At 71.7% G+C, this 15,857-nt stretch carries 11 protein-coding genes and 1 pseudogene; 3 read left to right on the top strand and 9 right to left on the bottom strand.

Annotation, left to right across the window (positions count from 1 at the left end; translation table 11 throughout):
* Positions 1-2 precede the first annotated feature (2 nt).
* The 3 genes from GT045_RS32810 to GT045_RS32800 all read left to right on the top strand — a co-directional run bounded on the left by GT045_RS32810 (position 3) and on the right by GT045_RS32800 (position 4,311).
* Positions 3-2,309 (top strand): polysaccharide lyase 8 family protein, encoded by a 2,307-nt coding sequence (locus GT045_RS32810; RefSeq protein ID WP_202529241.1) that lies wholly within the window; start codon positions 3-5, stop codon positions 2,307-2,309.
* A gap of 154 nt (positions 2,310-2,463) precedes the next feature.
* Positions 2,464-4,059 carry an acyl-CoA carboxylase subunit beta gene (locus GT045_RS32805; RefSeq protein WP_161288058.1) on the top strand — a complete coding sequence of 532 codons (1,596 nt, stop codon included), beginning with the start codon at positions 2,464-2,466 and terminating at the stop codon, positions 4,057-4,059.
* A 57-nt stretch (positions 4,060-4,116) separates the two neighbouring features.
* On the top strand, positions 4,117-4,311 hold the full coding sequence (locus GT045_RS32800) for an acyl-CoA carboxylase subunit epsilon (RefSeq protein WP_161288056.1): 195 nt from the start codon (positions 4,117-4,119) through the stop codon (positions 4,309-4,311).
* Positions 4,312-4,374: 63 nt separating this feature from the next.
* Here GT045_RS32800 and GT045_RS32795 read toward each other — a convergent pair whose 3' ends face one another.
* The 9 genes and pseudogenes from GT045_RS32795 to GT045_RS32755 form a co-directional block, all read right to left on the bottom strand.
* Entirely contained in the window at positions 4,375-7,464 is a 3,090-nt protein-coding gene (locus GT045_RS32795; RefSeq protein WP_202529237.1) for an NACHT domain-containing protein, read from the bottom strand.
* Between the two features lie 153 nt (positions 7,465-7,617).
* On the bottom strand, positions 7,618-8,199 hold the full coding sequence (locus tag GT045_RS32790) for an ATP/GTP-binding protein (RefSeq protein ID WP_043432136.1): 582 nt from the start codon (positions 8,197-8,199) through the stop codon (positions 7,618-7,620).
* Positions 8,180-8,743 carry a DUF742 domain-containing protein gene (locus GT045_RS32785; RefSeq protein WP_161292509.1) on the bottom strand — a complete coding sequence of 188 codons (564 nt, stop codon included), beginning with the start codon at positions 8,741-8,743 and terminating at the stop codon, positions 8,180-8,182. The genes GT045_RS32790 and GT045_RS32785 overlap by 20 nt, the downstream gene beginning before the upstream one ends.
* Positions 8,744-8,837: 94 nt before the next feature.
* Entirely contained in the window at positions 8,838-9,251 is a 414-nt protein-coding gene (locus GT045_RS32780; RefSeq protein WP_004983065.1) for a roadblock/LC7 domain-containing protein, read from the bottom strand.
* 10 nt (positions 9,252-9,261) lie between these two features.
* Positions 9,262-12,552 carry a nitrate- and nitrite sensing domain-containing protein gene (locus GT045_RS32775; protein WP_345942825.1) on the bottom strand — a complete coding sequence of 1,097 codons (3,291 nt, stop codon included), beginning with the start codon at positions 12,550-12,552 and terminating at the stop codon, positions 9,262-9,264.
* A gap of 380 nt (positions 12,553-12,932) precedes the next feature.
* The gene (locus GT045_RS32770; protein WP_161336421.1) at positions 12,933-13,508 is read right to left on the bottom strand and encodes an ATP/GTP-binding protein; all 576 of its coding nucleotides are present in this window, start codon (positions 13,506-13,508) and stop codon (positions 12,933-12,935) included.
* Positions 13,489-13,887, bottom strand: a complete 399-nt coding sequence (locus GT045_RS32765) for a DUF742 domain-containing protein (protein WP_009190816.1) — start codon at positions 13,885-13,887, stop codon at positions 13,489-13,491. Before GT045_RS32765 ends, GT045_RS32770 begins: the two co-directional genes overlap by 20 nt.
* A gap of 112 nt (positions 13,888-13,999) precedes the next feature.
* Positions 14,000-14,413, bottom strand: a complete 414-nt coding sequence (locus tag GT045_RS32760) for a roadblock/LC7 domain-containing protein (protein ID WP_030346561.1) — start codon at positions 14,411-14,413, stop codon at positions 14,000-14,002.
* 9 nt (positions 14,414-14,422) lie between these two features.
* A pseudogene (locus tag GT045_RS32755) lies at positions 14,423-15,857 on the bottom strand (hypothetical protein); the annotation flags it as partial.

Genomic DNA, 15,857 nt, shown 5'->3' with positions numbered 1-15,857 from the left:
CCATGGGCATGACCCGACGCGCACTCCTGCTGGCCACCGCCCTCGCCGCCACCCCCGGGTGGAACGCGCGGGCGGCCGGCGACGACCCCTACGACGCACTGCGCCGGCGCTGGCTCGGCATCGCGCTCGGCACCGGCTACGACCCGGGCGCCGAGCCGTACGCCTCCCGGCTCGCTCAACTCGGAGAGCAGGCGCAGGAGTTCCGGGCTGCCATGGCCCCCGGACCGGCCTCCCTGTGGCCCGGGCACCCCTTCGACCCGCCGTCCGGCATCACCTTCAGCTACGGCCGCCTGTGGACCATGGCCCAGGCGTACGCGCAGGACGGCACCGGCATGACCGGCGACCCCGGGCTGCTCGCCGATGTGCTCCGCGGCCTCGACCACCTGTCCGCCACCGTCTACAACCCCTCCACCACCCGCTACGGCAACTGGTGGGAGTGGCAGATCGGCAGCCCCCGGCTGCTCATGGACATCACGGCCGCCCTGTACACACCGCTCGGCCCGGAGCGGATCGCGGCGGCCTGCGCGGCCGTCGACCACTTCATCCCGGACGCGATGCTCACCGACTACTCCGGCACCTCCACCGGCGCCAACCGCGTCGACCTGTGCCGGTCAGTGGTGCTGCGCGGCGTCCTCGGCCGGGACCCCGGCCGGATCTCCCTGGCCCGGGACGCCCTCTCACCGGTCTTCCCCCACGTCACCCGGGGTGACGGCCTCTACGCCGACGGGTCCTTCGTCCAGCACACCTGGGTCGCCTACTCGGGTACCTATGGCCAGGTCCTGCTCGACGGCCTCGGGCGGCTGTTCGCGCTGCTCGCCGGGTCGGAGTGGGAGGTGACCGACCCCGCCCGGCAGAACATCCTGGACGGCGTCGAGCACGCCTACGCCCCCCTCGTCCACGACGGCCTGGTGATGGACTGCGTCAACGGCCGCGCCATCAGCCGGGGTCACCTGCGCGGCGACGACACGCACGTCATGCGCAGCGACCACTACCACGGGCAGGCGCTGATCGCCGCCATGGCCGTGCTCGCGGCCGGTGCGAGCCGGCCGGAGCGACAGCGCTGGCACGCCCGGATCAAGGGGTGGATCGAACGGGACACCGTGGTGCCCATGCTGACGTCACGTCAGTTCGACGTGGCCGACCTGGCGCGGCTGCACGCCATCGCCGACTCGCCCGGACCCGCGGCCCCGGAACCGCTCGGCCACCGTCTCTTCCCGGCCATGGACCGCGCCGTGCACCGCACTCCCCGGTTCACGGCCGCCCTCGCCATGGCCAGCGACCGCATCGCCCACTACGAATGCGGCAACGGCGAGAACCCGCGCGGCTGGCACACCGGCTCGGGCATGCTCTCCTGGTGGCCGCGCGGCCGGAGCGACCAGTACACCGACTGGTACTGGCCCACCGTCGACTGGTACCGGCTGCCCGGCACCACGGTGTCGGCCAAACGGCTCGCCGACCGGGCCGGCGGTGAGTGGGGCGCCCCCAAACCGGACGTGCGCTGGGTCGGCGGCACCACCGACGGCACCTACGCGGCCGTCGGCCAGCACCTCAAGGGCCTCGGCTCCACCCTGGAGGCCCGGAAGTCCTGGTTCTTCCTCGCCGACGCCGTGGTCTGCCTCGGCGCCGGGATCTCCTGCGCCGACGGGATGCCGGTCGAGACGGTCGTGGACAACCGCAACCTGGGCGAGAACGGCACCCAGCGCTTCGTCCGCGGCCCGGACTGGGCCCACCTGGCGGAGCACGGCGGATGGATCCTGCCGTACGGCGGCGCACTGCGCGCCCTGCGCGAGGACCGCACCGGCGCCTGGTCCGACATCAACACCACCAGCGATACCGAGCGGCGTACCCGGCGCTGGCAGACCCTCTGGCTCGACCACGGCACCGACCCGGTGGACGCCCGCTACGCCTACGTCCTGCTCCCTGGCGCCACCCGCGCGGAGACGGCCGCCCGGGCCGCCGACCGGCACTGGCTGACCGTCCTCGCCAACGACCCGGCCTGCCAGGCCGTGGCCGTCCCCCGGCTGGGTCTGACGGCCGGCAACTTCTGGCGAGCCGGTACGGTGGGGGAGCTGACCCTCTCGGCCGGCGCGAGCGTGCTCCTCGTGCGCCGGGGCCGCACGGCGACCCTCCGGGTGAGTGAGCCACCCCGCACCGGAGCCCCGCTGGAACTGGTCTGGGACCACCCGGTGCGCGCGGTCACCCGGGCCGACGACAGCGTCGAGGTCCTCTCGGCGGACCGCCGTCTGAGGCTCCGTGTCACTCCAGGGATGGCATGCTCCACACACGAATGTGAGGTGGCTCTCAGCTGACGGCTTTGTGGCCTACCTACAAGCCGGGGCCCTTCTGAGCAGTCGGAACGGCTGCATCGCGCGTAGGTTCTGTTCACTGGTACCAGGAAAACGGGCCGGAGACTGTACAGAGTCGACGGCTCGCTTTTCTTCGTGTCCTTCGTAAGGTCGCTACATGACCGTTTTGGAAGAGACGACGGGTGAGCCGACCGGCGAGCCGACGGACGCGCGCGGACGGGTCGCCGAACTGCACGAGATCCGTGCCCAGGCCGTGGCGGGCCCGAGCGAGAAGGCGACCGAGGCGCAGCACGCCAAGGGCAAGCTGACGGCGCGGGAGCGGATCGAGCTGCTCTGCGACCCCGGGTCCTTCCAGGAGGTCGAGCAGCTGCGCCGGCACCGGGCGACCGGTTTCGGCCTGGAGGCGAAGAAGCCGTACACCGACGGTGTCATCACCGGCTGGGGCACGGTGGAGGGCCGCACGGTCTTCGTCTACGCCCACGACTTCCGGATCTTCGGCGGCGCGCTGGGCGAGGCCCACGCCACCAAGATCCACAAGATCATGGACATGGCCATCGCGGCCGGTGCCCCGCTGGTCTCCCTGAACGACGGCGCCGGCGCCCGCATCCAGGAGGGCGTCTCCGCCCTCGCCGGCTACGGCGGCATCTTCCAGCGCAACACCAAGGCGAGCGGTGTCATCCCGCAGATCTCGGTGATGCTCGGCCCGTGCGCGGGCGGCGCGGCCTACAGCCCCGCCCTGACGGACTTCGTCTTCATGGTCCGCGAGACCTCGCAGATGTTCATCACCGGCCCGGACGTGGTCAAGGCGGTCACCGGCGAGGAGATCACCCAGAACGGCCTCGGCGGCGCCGACGTGCACGCCGAGACCTCCGGCGTCTGCCACTTCGCGTACGACGACGAGGAGACCTGCATCGCCGAGGTGCGCTACCTCCTGTCGATGCTCCCGCAGAACAACCGCGAGAACCCGCCCCGGGTGGACTCCACGGACCCGGTGGAGCGCCGCTCCGACGTCCTCCTCGACCTCGTCCCGGCCGACGGCAACCGGCCCTACGACATGACCAAGGTCATCGAGGAGATCGTCGACGACGGCGACTACCTGGAGGTCCACGAGCGCTGGGCGCGCAACATCATCTGCGCCCTGGGCCGCCTGGACGGCCAGGTGGTCGGCATCATCGCCAACCAGCCCCAGGTCCTCGCCGGTGTCCTGGACATCGAGGCGAGCGAAAAAGCTGCACGCTTCGTGCAGATGTGTGACGCTTTCAATATCCCGATCGTCACCTTCCTGGACGTGCCCGGGTTCCTCCCCGGCGTCGACCAGGAACACGGCGGAATCATCCGCCACGGCGCGAAGCTGCTGTACGCCTACTGCAACGCGACCGTGCCGAGGATCTCGCTCATCCTGCGCAAGGCGTACGGAGGTGCCTACATCGTCATGGACTCCCAGTCGATCGGCGCCGACCTCACCTACGCCTGGCCGACGAACGAGATCGCCGTGATGGGCGCGGAAGGCGCGGCCAACGTCATCTTCCGCAGGCAGATCGCGGGCGCCGAGGACCCCGAGGCCATGCGCCAGAAGATGGTCAAGGAGTACAAGGCCGAGCTGATGCACCCCTACTACGCGGCCGAGCGCGGCCTGGTCGACGACGTCATCGACCCGGCGGAGACCCGCGAGGTGCTGGCCAGGTCCCTGGCGATGCTGCACACCAAGCACGCCGACCTGCCCTCCCGCAAGCACGGCAACCCCCCGCAGTAACCCGGCGGACCCGCCGCGGCAACCCCGCGGACCTCTCATCCACGGAGACTGACACCCATGAGCACTCCTGACATCCGCGTCGAGAAGGGCCACGCCGACCCCGAGGAGGTCGCCGCCATCACGGCCGTCCTCATGGCCCGCGCCGCCGCCCGTCCCGAGCCCTCGGCCCAGACCCACCGAGGCCGCGCCAAGGCAGGCTGGCGCCGCCTGGAGCGCGAGGGCGGTTTCCGCGCGCCGCACAGCTGGCACTGACCGAGGTTCAGTGCGTGACCGCAGCCCCGCTCGCCCTCCTGGGCGGACGGGGCTGCGGTGTGTTCAGTCGACAGTGACGTGGACCCCGGGGAGGCGCAGTTCGGTGACGGGTCCCGCGCCGGTCTCGCAGTCGCTCAGCTCCAGCCACCTCAGCCGTGCCCACGGGCCCAGGCCGTCCGGTCCGTCGGGCAGGAGACAGCCGTGCAGGCCGAGACCGGTGAGCCTGTCGCGGACCGGCGCGAGTCGCCCCGGCAGATCCCGGGCGTCGAAGTAGTAGAGCCGCATGCTGCGCAGACGCTCCAGCACGGGCAGGGCGGCCAGTTCGGGCAGCCCGTTGTGGTGATCACTGACGAGGTACAGGTTCTGGACGCCGCCGAGCCGGCTCAGGAAGTCCAGCCTGGTCGCCGCCGTCACCCGCGAGCAGACCAGCGTGGCGAGTTCCGGCAGGACCGGGAGGCCCGCGCCGGCACCGCCGGCGAGCGGCAACTGCAGGAGGCGCAGCGCGGGCAGGTCCGCCAGGACCTGCGGATTGCGCACCGCCGCGGCACCGAGGAGCTGGAAGCCACCGAGCTCGCCGTGCCCCTTGAGCAGGGACAGGTCAGCCGTGCCCTGCACGGTGCAGGTCAGTTCCCGAAGCGGAGCGAGTTCGCCGAGCAGGGACAGGTCCGGCAGGCCGAACCTGATCCACAGCGAGGTCAGGGATCTCAGCCGTGCCGTGGCTCGCAACTGGGCCGCGTGCTTCACCTCCACTCGGTGGCTGTCCAGCGGAAGCCCGCTCATCACCCGATCGGCGTAAGCATCCGCGTCGAAGTACCCCCAGGCGTCGATGAGCGCGGCGATCACGTCACGACGCCCGTCCCGCGCGTAGCCCTCCAGGACCCTCAGTGCCTGCTCCCCGCCGATCAGCGCCACGGTCCGCACCGTCTGCACCGCCGCCTTGGTCGTCAGTTCCCCCAGCGAGCGCGGCAGCCTCCGCAGCAGACTCGGCCCGACCGCCGCCAGCGCGGGCGGGTCGGTCTGCCGGCGCGCCGGGAGAAGAGCGGACACCGCCTCCTCCAGCCTCCCGGCGAGCCCGTCGGAGACCTCCGGCACGGTCTCCTGGCAGGCCGCCGCCAGCAGCCGCAGCTTCCTGCCGTACCGGGGTTCCTCCCGCGCCCGGTCCAGGATGCCGCCGAGCAGTTCCTCCCGCTGCGGGCGGTTCGCATGGCCCGCCGCCATGACGACCGTCTCGCGCCACAGGTCCAGGTGGGCCCGCTCGACCAGGTTGCCGACGCGGTCCTCCTCCGTCGCCTCCGCGGCGGCCAGGTACTCCTGGAACGTCCGGTGCACGAAGTCCAGACGGCCCTCGGCGGGGGAGCGGAGGATCCCCGAGCGGTCCCGGAGCTGCTCCAGGACCCGGCCGCCGTCCTGCTCCTCCACGTGCCGCATCCCGGTGAGCTTCCTGCCGACGTGCACGGCCGCCTGCTCCAGCCCGATCTCGCTGCGGTTGTTGTCCGACAGCCGCCACGCCAGGTCCCGGAGCAGCACCAGCTTGTCGTTCAGGCTCAGCGCGCTGTCCGCCGCGCTGGGCACGTTCCGGTCCGCGTCCCGCTCGTGGACCAGGGCGTGCAGGGCGTTGCGGTACAGCTCCATCCGGTCCCGGGGGAGCTGGCTGCCCCGGACCAGGTGCATCGCGCACAGCATCGCCGCCAGCAGCGGAGTACCCGCCAGGGACTGAAGGTGCGGCCGGTCCTTCAGGCTCGTCAGCAACGACTGCTCGTAGCGCGGAAGTTCCTCCACCGGGCACGGCAGGTCGTCGTCCAGCTCCCGTACCGCCCGGTGCCACTGCCGTACGAAGGCCGCGAGGTCGGGCGGGGCCATGCGGTCCAGGTGCAGGGCCGTGAACTCCTCGCGGCGCAGCCAGTCGGCGCGAGCCGCCGCGGGCCGGGAGGTGACGACCACCCGCACGTCCCCGTAGGCGGTGAGCAGCGTGCGCAGCCACTCCCGTACGCCCCGCCGCTCGCCGTCCAGCAGCTCGTCCACGCCGTCGACGAGCAGCAGGGCCCTGCCGCCGGCGAGTTGGCGCTCCACCCACGCCTTCGGCATGACGCCGGTGATCTGCCCGGCCACCGAGTCCAGCAGCGCCTCCGGCCTCGGCAGCTTCCGGCCGCTGTACTCCCGCAGCTTCACGAACACCGGCGTCAGGCCGTTCCAGCCCGCCAGTTCGCCGGTGAAGGCGCCTCGCGCCGCTGTGATCGCCAGCCAGCGCAGCAGCGTCGTCTTGCCGGAGCCCGCCTCGCCGCGCAGCAGCACCCGGGTGGCTCCGCCCAGGGCCGTCTCCACCCGCATCCCGGCGCTCTCGCCCCCGGTGTCCTCCCAGTCGCTCATGTCAGGGCGCAGCACGGGCAGGGAGCGGGCCGGACGGCGCCGGCTTCCGTCGTCCCCCGTCGCCCGCAGGCTCACGTACGCCACCGAGAGCCGTACCTGCGCCCCCGCCCGGTCGGACGTGCGCCGGAACAGTTCCACCTCGTCCAGGCTCGTGCTGACCAGTTCCAGATAGCGGCGCCGGAAGTCACCGTCCCGGTCCGTGCCCTCGGGAGCGAACAGGGAGCGGTCGGGCAGCCGTCGAAGCACCCGGGCGATCTCGGCGCCCAGGGAGGTCGTGCGGCCAAGCAGCTCGGTCAGCGCCCGCTCCTCGAAGACCGGCAGCCCCTGCACGACGCGCACGTAGTACTCGACGCACTCCCCGAGGAGCATCTCGAACAGCCGGCTCTCCGCCTCGCCGAGACCGGCCGGCGGCCCCGCCGTCGCCGTCACCCGGCGCACGATCTCCGCCGGGCTCACGTCCGCCGCGAGGACCGCCCCGTCCGACAGGTCCGCCGCCGCGAACGTGTCGCACACCCCGTCGATCACGGCCTGCCGGCTGCTGCTCTCCAGGCCGGGGAACTCCCGGTCCAGGAAGGGCGCCAGCCGGTCGTACACCGCGTCCGCGATCTCCTCGAACTGCCGTTGGACGCCCCGCTGGAACCGCAGCCCCGACACCCGCAGCCGGATCAGCTCGGCCATGTCCAGCCGGCGTTCCTGCTCCCGCCGCTTGCCCCCGAGCCACATCTGGGCCGCGGCCTTCGCCACGGTCGTCCCCAGCCGTAACGCCGCCACCTCGGCGCCGCTCATCGCCCACCCCCTCCGTGAACGCGCTGCGATCTGGGCATTGTCACCCATGCCCCCCGGCGCCGTGCCGTCTTTCGCTCCCTCGGACACGCGGACGGCCCCCGTACCTCTGGCGGGAGAGGCGGGGGGCCGGGTCCGGTCGCGGGGCGCGCAGTCCTAGCGCAGGCGGGCCATGAGGGCGTGTTCCACCAGGGTGATCAGGGCGCTCTTGGCGTCGGCGCGGTGGCGGGCGTCGGTGGTGATGATCGGGGTGTCGGGGCCGATCTGGAGGGCTTCGCGGACTTCGTCGGGGTTGTAGGGCTGCTGGCCGTCGAAGCCGTTGAGGGCGATGACGAAGGGCAGGCCGCTGTTCTCGAAGTAGTCGACGGCGGGGAAGCAGTCGGCGAGGCGGCGGGTGTCGACGAGGACGACGGCGCCGATGGCGCCGCGGACCAGGTCGTCCCACATGAACCAGAAGCGGTCCTGTCCGGGGGTGCCGAACAGGTACAGGATGAGGTCCTGGTCCAGGGTGATGCGGCCGAAGTCCATGGCCACCGTGGTGGTGGTCTTGTCCCCGGTGTGGGTGAGGTCGTCGATGCCGGCCGACGCGGACGTCATGACGGCCTCTGTGCGCAGCGGGTTGATCTCCGAGACGGCGCCGACGAACGTGGTCTTGCCCACGCCGAAGCCGCCCGCCACCACGATCTTCGCGGAGGTGGTGGAGCGGGAAGGACCGCCGCTAGAGCTTGCGAAGTCCACTGAGCACCCTTTCGAGCAGTGTCACGTCTGGCTGGCCACCGGCGTTCTCGTCGCCGCCGGGCTGATGGATGGCGACCAGGCCCGCCTCCGCCAAGTCGGCGACGAGAATCCTGGCCACGCCGAGGGGGATCGTCAGCAGGGCCGAGACCTCGGCCACCGACTTGATCTCCCGGCACAGGTTGCAGATCCGCTGATGCTCGGGCAGCTGGCCCTGCATCTGGTGCGGAGCGGCGGTGGTGTGCACCAGTGCCTCGATGGCGAGCTGGTAGCGCGGGCGGGTCCGGCCGCCGGTCATGGCGTACGGACGCACCAGGGGGTTGTTCGCCGCCGGGGCCGGCTCGGGCCGGCGCTGCGGCTGGACCGGCTGGATGCGCGGGGCCTGGGGCTGGTCGTACGGGGACGGGCCGGGGCCCTGCGGTGCGTACGGCTGCCGATGGCGGGGCGTGGAGGGGAAGTTGTACCGGTTCGCCGAACCGTCGCCCTGACCCTGGCCAGGGCCGTACGACCAGTTGCCCGAAGACGAACCGCCTGGGGGTGTTGCCACTTTCTCCTCCTCCGACTGCGCCGGGCGCCCATCCCTGTGGAGCCGCGTCCCGAAACCTTACGGCCCCGGGACGCGAATACGCACCGTCCGATTACTAGTTGAGAAGGCTCCCCTGGAGCTCCGCACGGAGATCCGGGGTGAGGACCGTGCCCGCGCGGTCCACCAGAAGGGCCATCTCGTACCCGATGAGGCCGATGTCCGCCTCCGGGTGGGCGAGCACCGCGAGGGACGAACCGTCCGAGATGGACATGATGAAGAGAAATCCTCGCTCCATCTCCACAACCGTCTGGTTCACGCTGCCGCCCTCGAAGATGCGCGAGGCACCGGCGGTCAGCGAGGTCAGACCGGAGGCGACGGCCGCGAGCTGGTCGGCGCGGTCGCGGGGGAAGCCTTCGGACATCGCCAGAAGGAGTCCGTCGGCGGAGACCACCACCGTGTGGGACACCCCCGGGGTGTTGTCCACGAAGTTGGTGATCAACCAGTTCAGGTTCTGTGCCGCCTGGCTCATCGGGCTCACACTAACGCTCCTGGTTGTAGGTGCTGTCAGGACCACTGTGCTGATTATCGGTGGCCTGACCGTTCGTTTCACTGCCTGCGCTGCGTCCGCGCTGGACGCCCCGACGCAGGTTGCTCAGCCTGCCCCGGACGTCCTCCGGGGCACGGGAGACCTGTGGGCCTCCCTGGGGAGTGGATTCGGCGGCGCCCTCGACCAGGTTGGCCTTGGGAACCCGCCGCGGCAGGCCGGAGGCGGTGACCCCGCCTGCCTTGGGCTTCTTGAGCTGCGACGCCTGCTGCCAGCGCTCGTCGTTCGCCGAACGCCAGCCGCTGTCGCCGCGCGCCCCGGGGGCGTTGCCCGGAGCGTTGCCCGGTGCCGGAGCCGGCGTGTCCTGCCGCACGCGCGCCGTGCCGTTCGCGGAGCCGGCGCCCTGGGAGCCGCTCGCGGGGGCACCGCGGCGGGGCAGCCCGGCGTCGGTCAGCGCGTGTGCGGCGGGGGTCGCCGTCCCCGGACGGTCGAAGCCTACGTGGTTCTGCTGACTCGCGTCGGCGACCTGCGAGGATTCCGCTTCCGGAGCGTACTGGTCCGGATAACCGTTCTGGTACCCGTCCTGCTGGGGCCAGTCGTCCTGGTAGGACGGCGTCCGGGCCGGTTCCGCATACGGGGCCGCCGACTCCTGGTAGCCACCGCCGACGGAGAACCCGTCGTGCTGCGGCACCTCCTCGTCCGACCGGTAGTACTGCTCGTCGTACGACTGCTCGTACGGCTGCTCGTACGACGCGTGCTGCTGCTCCTCGTACGCGGGCGCCTCGAAGCCCCGCTGCTGGTGCTGCTGCTCGTCGTACGCCCGCTGCTGCTCCTGGTACGACTGCTGGTGCTGCTGCTCCTGGTACGCCTGCTGACCGGCGAACGGATCCTGGTACCCGGCGGCGGGCTCGCCCGCCTCCTGCTGCTGGTCGCCGGGGTGCTGCCCGTGGGACTGGGCCTCCAGGGCCGCCCGGCGCTCCTCGCGCATCAGGGACCGGCCGACCGGATTCAGATCCCGCAGGTCGTCCGGGACCTCGGTGTACTGGCTGTCGTCGAAGCCCAGCTCGGCGGCGGTACGCAGCGGCTGCTGCTGGCCGAAGCTCTCACCCTGGAACTGCTGCTCCGGGATGATCTGCGAGACGGTGAACTCCTCGCGGTCCAGCGGCATCTCGCCGCCACCGCCGTGCGTGATCGCGTCCGGCAGCATGACCAGGGAGGTCGTACCGGCCTGCTCGCCCGAGGGGCGCAGCTGGACCCGGATGCCGTGCCGGTCGGACAGCCGGCCGACCACGAACAGGCCCATGCGCTGGGAGATCGCGGCGTCCACGGTCGGCGGGTTGGCCAGCTTGTGGTTGATGTCCGCGAAGTCCTCGGCGGTCAGGCCGATGCCCTTGTCGTGGATCTCGATCATGACGCGGCCGTCGGGAAGACGGGTCGCGGTGACGCGGACCTTGGTCTGCGGGGAGGAGAACGTCGTGGCGTTCTCCAGCAGCTCGGCCAGCAGGTGCACGAGGTCGGTGACCGCGCGGCCGTGGATCTCGGCCTCCGGCACACCGGACAGCTCGATGCGCTCGTACTGCTCCACCTCGGAGGAGGCGGCGCGCAGCACGTCGACCAGCGGGACCGGCTGGTCCCAGCGGCGGCCGGGCTCCTCGCCCGCGAGGACCAGCAGGTTCTCGCCGTTGCGGCGCATACGGGTGGCCAGGTGGTCCAGGCGGAAGAGGTTCTCCAGCTGGTCCGGGTCCGCCTCGTTGTTCTCCAGGTCGGTGATCAGGGTCAGCTGGCCCTCGATCAGCGACTGGTTACGGCGGGAGAGGTTGGTGAAGATCGCGTTGATGTTGCCCCGCAGCAGGGCCTGCTCGGAGGCGAGCCGGACCGCCTCGCGGTGGACCTGGTCGAAGGCGCGGGCGACTTCGCCGATCTCGTCCTTGGTGGTGATCGGGATCGGCGCCACCCGGGTGTCGACCCGGCCGGGGTCGGTGCGGGAGAGCTGGTCGACCAGCATCGGCAGCCGCTGCTCGGCGATGCCGAAGGCGGCGTTGCGCAGCTGGCGCATCGCGCGGCTCATCTGGCGGGCCACCAGACCGGCCAGGATGAACGCGGCCAGCAGGGCGATGACGACCACGGCACCGGTGATGAACGCGGAGGTCTTGGCGTCGTCGGCGATGCCGGAGGCCTCGCTCACCGCCTTGTCGGCGAGGTCCGACTCGATCTGGCGGTACGCCGTGTACTTCAGCGTGTTGGCCGCCCACCAGTTCTGGGCGGTGATGCCCTTGCCGGCCAGCTCCTCGCGGGTGGACGTGCTGGTGTCCTTCATGGTGGCGAGCGCCGTGACCATGTCGGACGGGTCGGCGGGCGGAGCGACGTAGTCGGGGTTCTCCGCCTTGGCCTTCTCGCTCAGGGCGGCGCCGTCCGCCTTGATCTTCTCCTTGGCGTCCTCGAGCTTCTGCGCGTCGGCCTCGGTGCCACCGCCGGTGTACTCCTCGATGGCGATGCGCTCGAGGTAGGCGTAGGAGGACAGCGAGACCCGCTGGGTCGCCAGGTTCGGGGCGTCCGGGCCGGGCTTGACCAGCAGGTGCGTGCCGATCGACCGCTCCAGCGACAGCGCCGCCTTGGTCAGCGAGATGGCGTAGACGGTACGGCCGTAGGAGGTGATGTTTCCGGTGCCCAGGCCCAGCTCGTTGGCGAACTCCATCAAGGGGTGGGCGACGCCGACGTAGCCCTCCTCGGTCTGGACGCCGGTCATCTTGGAGGTGTAGGCCGCCTGGCGCAGCTGGGCCAGCTTGGGCTCGGCCTCGCCGAACAGCTTCAGCCGGCGCTGCAGGCCGGAATCGTCCGGCGCGCTCTTCGTCGCCTCCTGGAAGGCGGCGGCGGCCTCGTCCGTGGCCTTGCGGGCGCTGTCGACGGTGGCCTTGCCGGCCGCGTCGTTCTTCTTCATCAGCAGCGGCGCCGCGGTGACGTCGCGCTCGTTCTCCAGCGCGTCGGCGTAGCCGAGGGCGGCACGCACCAGACGGGCGGTGTGCTCCGCGTCGCGGGCCTGCTGCCAGGTGTCGATCGAGCTCTTCACCTGGAAGCCGCCCATGACGAGGCCGACCGCCACGGGTATGAGCAGAATCGCGTTCAGACGGGTGGGCACCCGCCAGTTCCGCGGGGAGAGACGGCCACCGCCGGCCGCGGGAGCGGCCGCCGGTTCCGCGCCGGAAACGGGGGTGGGCGCCGCAGCGCGCGGCGGCGGGGTGAAGTTGCCCCGTGCCGACGGCTCGGGACCGTTCTTGCTTCGCCTCACTCGACCAACAACCTCTCGGCGGTCGGCACCTACGTCGTGCCGCAGTCTCTCAGAGCCCGGTTCGCCACAGACCACTGTGGAGTACGTCTTCGACCTTTGGGCAGTTCAGGCATTCCAGCACGTGGACCAGCGCACTTCCAAACAGTGGAAACCGGTGGAGCACACACTTGTAAGCGCCAGATAAAACGGTCATAAAGAGCGAGCCTTGCCAAAAGGCGGGGTGGTCGTGCGCACAGCGGCACCGCACGACCGCGTCGCGTGGCGATACCGGAGGATTCCTCTGCCGAACTGTTATGAACACCGGAGCCGACCGTGTCTAAGGCCACAGTCGGCTCCGAACCCGCTACGACAACTGCCGTACGGCCTGTCGCATTTGAGTGCTACTTCAGGCGGGCCATGAGGGCGTGTTCCACCAGGGTGATCAGGGCGCTCTTGGCGTCGGCGCGGTGGCGGGCGTCGGTGGTGATGATCGGGGTGTCGGGTCCGATCTGGAGGGCTTCGCGGACCTCGTCGGGGTTGTAGGGCTGCTGGCCGTCGAAGCCGTTGAGGGCGATGACGAAGGGCAGGCCGCTGTTCTCGAAGTAGTCGACGGCGGGGAAGCAGTCGGCGAGGCGGCGGGTGTCGACGAGGACGACGGCGCCGATGGCGCCGCGGACCAGGTCGTCCCACATGAACCAGAAGCGGTCCTGTCCGGGGGTGCCGAACAGGTACAGGATGAGGTCCTGGTCCAGGGTGATACGGCCGAAGTCCATGGCCACCGTGGTGGTGGTCTTGTCCCCGGTGTGGGTGAGGTCGTCGATGCCGGCCGACGCGGACGTCATGACGGCCTCTGTGCGCAGCGGGTTGATCTCCGAGACGGCGCCGACGAACGTGGTCTTGCCCACGCCGAAGCCGCCCGCCACCACGATCTTCGCGGAGGTGGTGGCCCGGCCCGCGTCAGAGCTTGCGAAGTCCACTGAGCACCCTTTCGAGCAGCGTCACATCAGGAGCGCCGCCGTTGTTCTCGTCGCCACCAGGCTGGTGGATGGCGACCAGGCCGGCCTCGGCGAGGTCGGCGACCAGGATCCGGGCCACACCGAGCGGCATGGCCAGCAGCGCGGAGACCTCCGCGACCGACTTGACCTCCCGGCACAGATGGCAGATGCGCTGGTGCTCCGGGAGCAGCCCCATGAGCGCTGCCGGGTCGGCCGTGGTGCTGATCAGCGCCTCTATGGCGAGCTGGTAGCGCGGCCGGGTCCGGCCGCCGGTCATGGCGTACGGCCTCACCAGCGGCTGGTCGCCCTCGTCCCCGTACGGCTCCGCGTACGGATCATGATGGGCGGTGGGCGGGGTCATGAATCCTCCGGGCGGGACAGCAAGTCGGTCAGTCAAGCCGTCTGTATGGGGCCGGTGGGGGGATTGTGGCGGCCGGACGGTGTTTTCGTGAGGTGGGTGGTGCCGCGGGAGGTCAGTGAAGCAGACTTCCCTGGAGTTCGGCGCGCAGGTCCGGGGTCAGTACCGCACCCGCGCGGTCGACGAGCAGTGCCATCTCGTAGCCGACGAGGCCGATGTCCGCATCGGGATGGGCCAGGACCGCGAGGGACGACCCGTCCGAGATGGACATGAGGAAGAGGAACCCGCGCTCCATCTCCACGACCGTCTGCGCCACCGTGCCGCCCTCGAAGATCCGGGAAGCCCCGGCCGTCAGGGAGGTCAGCCCGGACGCGACGGCCGCCAACTGGTCGGCGCGGTCCCGTGGGAAACCTTCGGACATCGCCAGCAGAAGGCCGTCGGCGGAGACCACCACCGTGTGCGACACCCCGGGGGTGTTGTCCACGAAGTTGGTGATCAACCAGTTCAGGTTCTGTGCCGCCTGGCTCATCGGACTCAACTAACGCTCCTGCTGGTGAGTGGGGCTCGGGAAGCTGCCGGTCTGGCCGCTGCCGGCCTGACGGCCCTGAGCGATGCCCCGACGAAGATTGGTCAGCCGTCCGCGTACGTCGTCAGGCGCACGCGAGACCTGCGGACCGGCTTGGTGCTGCTGCTGCTGTGCCGTACCGGGCACGAGGTTCGCCCGGGGCACGCGGCGCGGCAGGCCGGAGGTGGTGATCCCACCCGCGGCTGGCTGCCGTACGCGCTCGGCCTGCCGGACGAGTTCGTCGTTCGGCGAGGTGCGCCAGGAACCGGTGTTGGGCGCGGGCCGCTGGGGAGCGGGCGCCTGCGCGGGAGCCTGGGGCTGCCGCTGGGCGGGTTCGCTCTCCTGCTGCTGGCCGTGGAACCAGTTGGTCTCCAGCGTGTCGTACAGCGGGGTACGACCGTCGCCCGGGCCGCTGGCCGGCGGCAGCGCCCAGCCGTCGCCCGGTCCGCGGCCCTCGTCGGGCCGCTGCGCGCCGCCCGGGTTGCCGGACTCGGAACGCACCGGGCGCTGCTGCGGGGCCTGAGCCGGGGCCGGAGCCTGCGGACGCGGGGCGCCGAAGTCGGCCGGGCCGCCCGGCTGCGGGCGCTCGAACTGCCCGCTGTGGCCGGGGTTCTGGCGGCCGGGCAGGGCGTGCTGGCCCGTGGAGCCGCCGTCGTACCCCTGCGGGGCCTGCGGAACCGGGAACTGGCCCGTGCTCTGCGCGCCGCCGTCCGGCCGTCCGGCGGCCGGCGTGCCGAACACGTCGGAGCGGACGAACGACCCGTTGCCCTGCTGCGCACCGGGACCGTCGAAGTCACCCGGCTGCTGGGCACCGTCGTCCGGGCGGGCGAACTGGCCCGTGTGGTGGCCGTTGTCCGGGCGGGCGAACTGTCCCGTGTGCCGGGCGCTGTCGGGGCGCGCGAACTGACCGGTCTGCTGGGCGTCGTCGGGGCGCGCGAACTGGCCCGTGTGCTGGGCGCTGTCCGGGCGGGCGAACTGGCCGGTCTGCTGGGCGGAGCCGCTCGGGCCGGGCAGCTCGGGGCGCTGGAACTCGCCCGTCGCGGCCGGACCCTGCGCGTCGACGCGGGGTATCTCCGAGGTGGAGCCCGGACCCTGCCGGTCGTCCACCCGCGGCATGCGCGCGGTCTGCGAGGGGTCCTGCTCGTCGTGGCCGCGCGGGGTGTCCAGCGAGGCGCGGGACAGCGGGGCCTGGGCGTCGCTCCAGTCCGGGGTGCGCGACTGCGCGTCGCCGCCGGGCAGTTCGGCGCGCGGACCGCCACGCGGCGGAAGCTGGGGCCGGCGGCCCTGGTCCGCGGGAGCGCCGGAGCGCTTCTGGCCGCGGCCGCCGAAGAAGTCCTGCTGCGGTCCGTTCGGGTTGGCGGCCTGCAGGCCCTGCGGGGCCCCCGGCGTCTGACCGCCGAAGCCGCCC

This window comes from Streptomyces sp. SID486 (assembly GCF_009865385.1).
GTDB lineage: Bacteria > Actinomycetota > Actinomycetes > Streptomycetales > Streptomycetaceae > Streptomyces.
The sequence above is the reverse complement of the archived record's forward strand: the minus strand, read 5'-3'. Positions and strand labels throughout refer to the sequence as shown.

What these genes read in the sequence shown, in the direction of transcription:
- GT045_RS32780 (WP_004983065.1), bottom strand. Translation starts at nt 9,251, where the DNA reads ATGAGCCAGGCGGCACAGAACCTGAACTGGTTGATCACCAACTTCGTG.
- GT045_RS32765 (WP_009190816.1), bottom strand. Translation starts at nt 13,887, where the DNA reads ATGACCCCGCCCACCGCCCATCATGATCCGTACGCGGAGCCGTACGGG.
- GT045_RS32760 (WP_030346561.1), bottom strand. Translation starts at nt 14,413, where the DNA reads ATGAGCCAGGCGGCACAGAACCTGAACTGGTTGATCACCAACTTCGTG.
- GT045_RS32800 (WP_161288056.1), top strand. Translation starts at nt 4,117, where the DNA reads ATGAGCACTCCTGACATCCGCGTCGAGAAGGGCCACGCCGACCCCGAG.
- GT045_RS32795 (WP_202529237.1), bottom strand. Translation starts at nt 7,464, where the DNA reads ATGAGCGGCGCCGAGGTGGCGGCGTTACGGCTGGGGACGACCGTGGCG.
- GT045_RS32810 (WP_202529241.1), top strand. Translation starts at nt 3, where the DNA reads ATGGGCATGACCCGACGCGCACTCCTGCTGGCCACCGCCCTCGCCGCC.
- GT045_RS32805 (WP_161288058.1), top strand. Translation starts at nt 2,464, where the DNA reads ATGACCGTTTTGGAAGAGACGACGGGTGAGCCGACCGGCGAGCCGACG.